The organism is Acinetobacter sp. UBA5934 (assembly GCF_002430855.1).
GTDB lineage: Bacteria > Pseudomonadota > Gammaproteobacteria > Pseudomonadales > Moraxellaceae > Acinetobacter.
Genome location: NZ_DJDC01000054.1, coordinates 1 through 5,396, shown reverse-complemented (window position 1 = coordinate 5,396; position 5,396 = coordinate 1). Strand labels below are relative to the sequence as shown.

General features: G+C 38.4%; 4 protein-coding genes. 1 reads left to right on the top strand and 3 read right to left on the bottom strand.

All coding sequences use genetic code 11. From position 1 onward, the window contains the following. Window positions 1-302: 302 nt before the first annotated feature. On the top strand, window positions 303-1,472 hold the full coding sequence (locus B2Y23_RS03685) for a cupin domain-containing protein (protein WP_291369090.1): 1,170 nt from the start codon (window positions 303-305) through the stop codon (window positions 1,470-1,472). A 199-nt stretch (window positions 1,473-1,671) separates the two neighbouring features. Here B2Y23_RS03685 and B2Y23_RS03680 read toward each other — a convergent pair whose 3' ends face one another. The 3 genes from B2Y23_RS03680 to B2Y23_RS03670 form a co-directional block, all read right to left on the bottom strand. Continuing rightward, on the bottom strand, window positions 1,672-3,552 hold the full coding sequence (locus tag B2Y23_RS03680; RefSeq protein WP_291356960.1) for a sensor histidine kinase: 1,881 nt from the start codon (window positions 3,550-3,552) through the stop codon (window positions 1,672-1,674). Next, window positions 3,549-4,232 carry a response regulator gene (locus tag B2Y23_RS03675; RefSeq protein ID WP_291356962.1) on the bottom strand — a complete coding sequence of 228 codons (684 nt, stop codon included), beginning with the start codon at window positions 4,230-4,232 and terminating at the stop codon, window positions 3,549-3,551. Before B2Y23_RS03675 ends, B2Y23_RS03680 begins: the two co-directional genes overlap by 4 nt. Window positions 4,233-4,539: 307 nt before the next feature. Beyond that, window positions 4,540-5,319, bottom strand: coding sequence for a glutathione S-transferase N-terminal domain-containing protein (locus B2Y23_RS03670; RefSeq protein WP_291356964.1), 780 nt, complete (start codon window positions 5,317-5,319; stop codon window positions 4,540-4,542). Between the last annotated feature and the right edge of the window lie 77 nt (window positions 5,320-5,396).

Genomic DNA, 5,396 nt, shown 5'->3' with positions numbered 1-5,396 from the left:
TAGGAGAGTGGTGGCAGTCCAAAACAAAAGGTTTTTGTCTACTTTTGACCTTTCAAAAGTAGAGAGATTGCCTACTCAAAGGTATAAAAATAAAATCAATTAAATATGAGGCAGTGCTGATTTTAAAAATTTAATATTGAATATTTTTTGATTTATGAAAAAGACCTAATGGTTAAATAAAAGATAATTTGACTTAAATGATAAACATCCAAAAAAATAATAAGATTAGAAAATCAACTTCAGCTTGCACCCCAGACTGACTCACGCGAAAATACATCCAAATTTACTAAGCAGTTTTAGCAATGTCCCAAACCTTAGACGTATTAGGCGGAATTACCGCTGAACAATTCCTTGCTGAATATTGGCAAAAAAAACCCTTACTGGTACGTAATGCACTTCCTGAAATTGCAAATCTTTTAGAACCAAAAGATGTCATGGAACTGGCTCTGGATGAAAATATCAGTGCCCGCCTCATCAAGCAAAAAGATAAAGATCCAAACCAGTGGTCGGTAAAATCTTCACCTTTAATTAAGGCAGATTTCCAGAAGATGCCCAAGCTTTGGACCCTGCTGGTTCAAGCGGTAGACCATTATTCCTTTGACCTGGCCGAGCTGTGGAAAAAATTTTCCTTCATTCCGCAGTGGCGCCGTGATGACATCATGGTGTCTTATGCACCTAAAGGTGGATCTGTCGGTAAGCATTTCGACTTTTATGATGTGTTCCTGGTACAAGGTCATGGTCATCGCCGTTGGCAATTGGGCCAAATATGTGATGCAGATACTGACTTCGTTGCAGGTCAGCCTCTAAAATTACTGCCAGACATGGAAGTCAATTTTGATGAGGTGCTTGCTCCGGGTGACTTGCTTTATGTCCCACCAGGTTTATCGCACTACGGCGTAGCTGAAGATGACTGCCTAACCTACTCATTTGGTTTCCGCATGCCAAATGTGGCGGAAATGATGGATCGCGTCAGTGATAAATTTGCTGCGGATCAATTATTAAAAAATCCACTTAAAGACATTTTACGTGACAAAATCAGCCCGATTGGTCAAATCAGCCAAAATGAACTTGAGTATTTAAAGACTGAGCTTTTAGCACAATTACAAAATCCGACCGTGCTGGAAGATGCGCTGATGAGCCTGATGTCAGAGCCTAAATATCCTGAAAATATTCCTGAGGCAGAAGCCATTGGTACAGGTGATCTGGAAGAAGCTTTGGATCAGGGTTATTCACTCATACTCGAGCCGGCATCACGTCTGCTTTATACCGAAGACGAAGATGAACTACTGTTTTGGGCCAATGGTGAAGGCATTTGTATTTCAGATGCATTTTCACCAATTTTAAAACAGCTGGCAGATGGCAATCCGGTATTACTCGATGAAAATCTATATGATCCCGACATTTTAGAAGACATCGTAAACTTGTTAAATGAATCTATTCTGATGCTGTTGCCTGCTGCAGATGAAGAATAAACTGATTTAGTATCACTTAAAACATAAGGGGAAATTCATTTTCCCCTTATTTTATATCGCAGCTTTTCAGATATAGATTAAAACTTTCTATTTCTCCCAGAAGATCATTATAAATATTCCTGCTTTTTAATTTTTTGCAAATTTTATAAACGGATGGAATGCCAACTGATATTTAATCATGTAAGTCATATTTAATTGCTTATTTCAGTTTTACGATCGCCTGGATGATCGTGCGGCCTGGCTCAGAAGATAACTCCAGCTCGGCACCCATCCGCTCCAAACGCATTTTCATACTACGCATGCCGATACTTAATCCTTGTTGCGCGACACAATCCGTATTAAAACCGACACCGTCATCTTCTATACTCAAAATAAACTGATTTTCTGTGAGATAAACCATCGCTATTTTTACCTGCTTGGCCTGACTATGTTTAATAATATTGGTCAGACTTTCTTCTAGAACCCGTATTAAAGTGAGACATTGCAAAGCACTCGGTACTGCTTGCCATTCATGCGGAAAAATCCATTTAGAACGAATATCCAGCTCATCCATCAGCTGACTAAAACGATGCCTTACCGGTGCAACCCACAGTACCGGACTAACTGGTATCTTATTATCTGCTGATGAGCCACTATCGATAATTTGTCTGAGGTCATCTCTTAATAATTTCAGCATCGATAAAAATTGTTTGTTTGAAATATTATGGGCACTTTGATCCACTAAAATCATTGAGCGTACCAGCGACGCGCCCAAACCATCATGTAAATCATGAGATAAATGGATTCTTTCTTGTAATTTGACATTTTCAAGCTCTAATTGGTGTTTTTCATTCAAACTAGAGCTTAAGTCATCACTGACCTGTTGAACTTTTACTTCTAGCCGAGCATTAAATGCTTCTATCTTTTTCACATTATGTGCCAGTCTGGCGCCTAATATCACCACCACAAAAAAGGTAATAATGGGTGAGGTATAAGGTGATAATGGTCGAGTATCTGATTCCATTGCTGAGGATAATAATAGAAGATCGAAAAATGAAAATACGACAATCCCGGTCAAACAAATGGCTAAAAATACATAATCGGAACGTCTGGTTTGAAAGGCGCGGTAGCTGACATATAGATAGGTTATAAAAAACAAAACAATGTATATTAAAAATATCAGTGAAAAGGCCCAATATATTTCTTGTGGCGGTGTAATAAAAATACTCACAATCACAAGACCAGTGATTAAATGAATGACTGGTTCAAGCCGACTAAAATACGTTTGAATAAATCTTAATAAATAAATACAGAAGCAAATGATATAAAGCACAAAAAAGACTAAATTGGCTTGAGCAGCCATCAGAGAGGTGGGATAGGGAAAATTTTCTGTGCTCAGTACATTTGAAATAAATAACACCCATAAAAAGCAGCTTAAAGCGAACCATCCAAATGTGGTTTCTTTACGTCTTAATAACCAGATCACCAGACAAATCACTGCGAAAGTGATGGATAAAATTATATTAATTTGAAATAATGTTCGACGATTCCATATTTTACTTTCATAGACCTCATCATTTTTTTGCACATTATTAAAGGAAATACTGCCTAATCCCGGAGATTGAAAAGCATTGCCACGCACATAAATCAAAATTTCATTTTCTTTAGCTCTTAATCCCGAAATCGGTAAAATCCAGTAACGGGGTACATTCCAGCTTTTTGATAAAGGTTCGTGCAGATTTTTATTTTTCCAAATTAAATCGCCGTTTAAATAAACAGCACCCGCAGAATTAATATAATCAATTAAAAAGGCAATCGGTTCTGTGAGTTTGGTATTATTTTGGCAAGACCATTTCCATTGGATCTTATACCAGACTCCGCCATTATAATTTGGCCAGCGCTTATTCCATTGATCAGGTAAATCTACAGACTCCCAGCCTTGTTGAGGTAAAAACGTAGCTGAACTGGTCTGAACAGCATGAATAGAATCAATATGCACTGCACATTGTGAATTAATGTTTTCAGTTCTTTTCGCATAACTGCTTTGACTCAGCAGACTGAGCACAAGAATAAAAAAATACTGCGCGATAAACCGCTTCATAAAATCCCTAAGGATCGTGCTGCACTCACCGCTTTGGTTCTTTTGGTCACCGACAATTTTCGGTAAATATGCTTGATGTGACTTTCCACCGTATATTTAGACACAAACAATTGTTCAGCTATTTCCCGATTACTCATGCCCTGAGCGACCAGATTCAGAATTTCGGTTTCCCGATTGGTTAACAGCTCCATATCTGCATCTAGAATTTTTTGATCATGCGCTGCCGGCAAAACCGCAGCCGAGATTTGTTTTAGAATTTCTTGTGCAATAAAAGGGTCTATCGGTGCACCGCCACGTAAAATACTGCGAATAGACAACAGCACTTCTGCATCATCACGCTCTTTCAGAACATACCCAGTCGCACCGGCCTTGATCGCTGAAAATAAACTTTCCTGAGTACTCCAAGCCGAAATCACCAGGATCATGGCATTATTATCCAGTGTACGCAGCTTTTCGATCAGCTCTATACCATTGCCGTCAGGAAGTCCCAGATCGACCAGAGCCAAGGAAATAGGTTGCTGTTCTATTTCCACAAAAGCCTGTTGCAAGTTTTTAGCAAAAATAAGCATATCTTTGCTATAGCCCAGTTCTGTCAATATATTTTTTAATCGTTCTTGAATTAGACTTTCATCTTCAACAATTAAAACCGGTACCGGTAAAATCGTTTCTAACTTTGACACACATCACCCCCTGTTATCAGCGTTTACTATAGTCAGCAAAACACTCTGAATAACATCCCTAAAATTAGGTAATTTAATGAATTTTATATTAATAATTGATCGGTTTTATTTGCTATGCTGCTGTCAGCCTGCTCAAATTAACACCATAAAATAAAAACTTTAAAGTTTCAATCGATGATTTATCTATCATTTATTCATTCAATATTCTGAATATCATGCTGTGCATGACGCACTTTGCTTTTAGCCTAGATTAAATAAATAGAACAAAAGAAACCGCTACTTTAGCGGTTTCATTCTTCATAATGGATTACTGACCATATTGCTGGTTTAAATATTTCACAATTTGTGCCGACTCAAACATTTTCACCCCAGTATTCGGGTCGACTAAATAAGGAACCTGAATATCACGCCCCATCATTTCAACAATCTTCTCACGTTTGCCGCCCGATAAAGGTTGATATTTCCCAGGTTTTAAACGCAGTACTGCCGGTCCCATATCCTGCCAGCGCTCTTTAGCCACATTATGGTAAATATACGGTAGTTCAAGCTCGGTTAATACCGCTCGTACCACACGGGTAAAAGGACTGGCTTCAAAACCCCATAATTCCAAAAGTTGAGCGGGTGCTGCACGATCTTTAATTTTCTGGTTAATCCAGACACCGCGTGCTCCATTAATGATGGTTCCAGCAAATGCAGCGACAGGAATTTTAGGATAATGGGTAAATTTTTTTGGTGTGGTTCCAGTTCGGCCATAATGCTTAAACAGATAATGAATAATGTCCTGAGATTCATACATCTGAACTCCATTATTTTCATCAATAAAAAATGGGAGCTGTTTTTTTCCACCTTTTTCTTTGACAATTTTGCGGTACTTCTGCCCACCCTTCGGACAAGGATAAACCTCATAATCCAGGTTTAATAAAGTTAAAACTTCACGCACACGGCGGCAAAATGGCGAACCTTCAAACTCATAAAGTTTGAGTGATTTTTCAGGTTGCTGGGGAAAAGCAGTGCCACTCACGCCACGTCCACCTTCAGTCAAAGATGAAGCTAAAGCCTGTATCACTTTAATTTGATGATTCACCATTACACGTTCCTTTATATTGTGGAGCTAAACTAATTTTTCCTTAGCAATCACAATTCCATTGTTATCTGCATAAATAA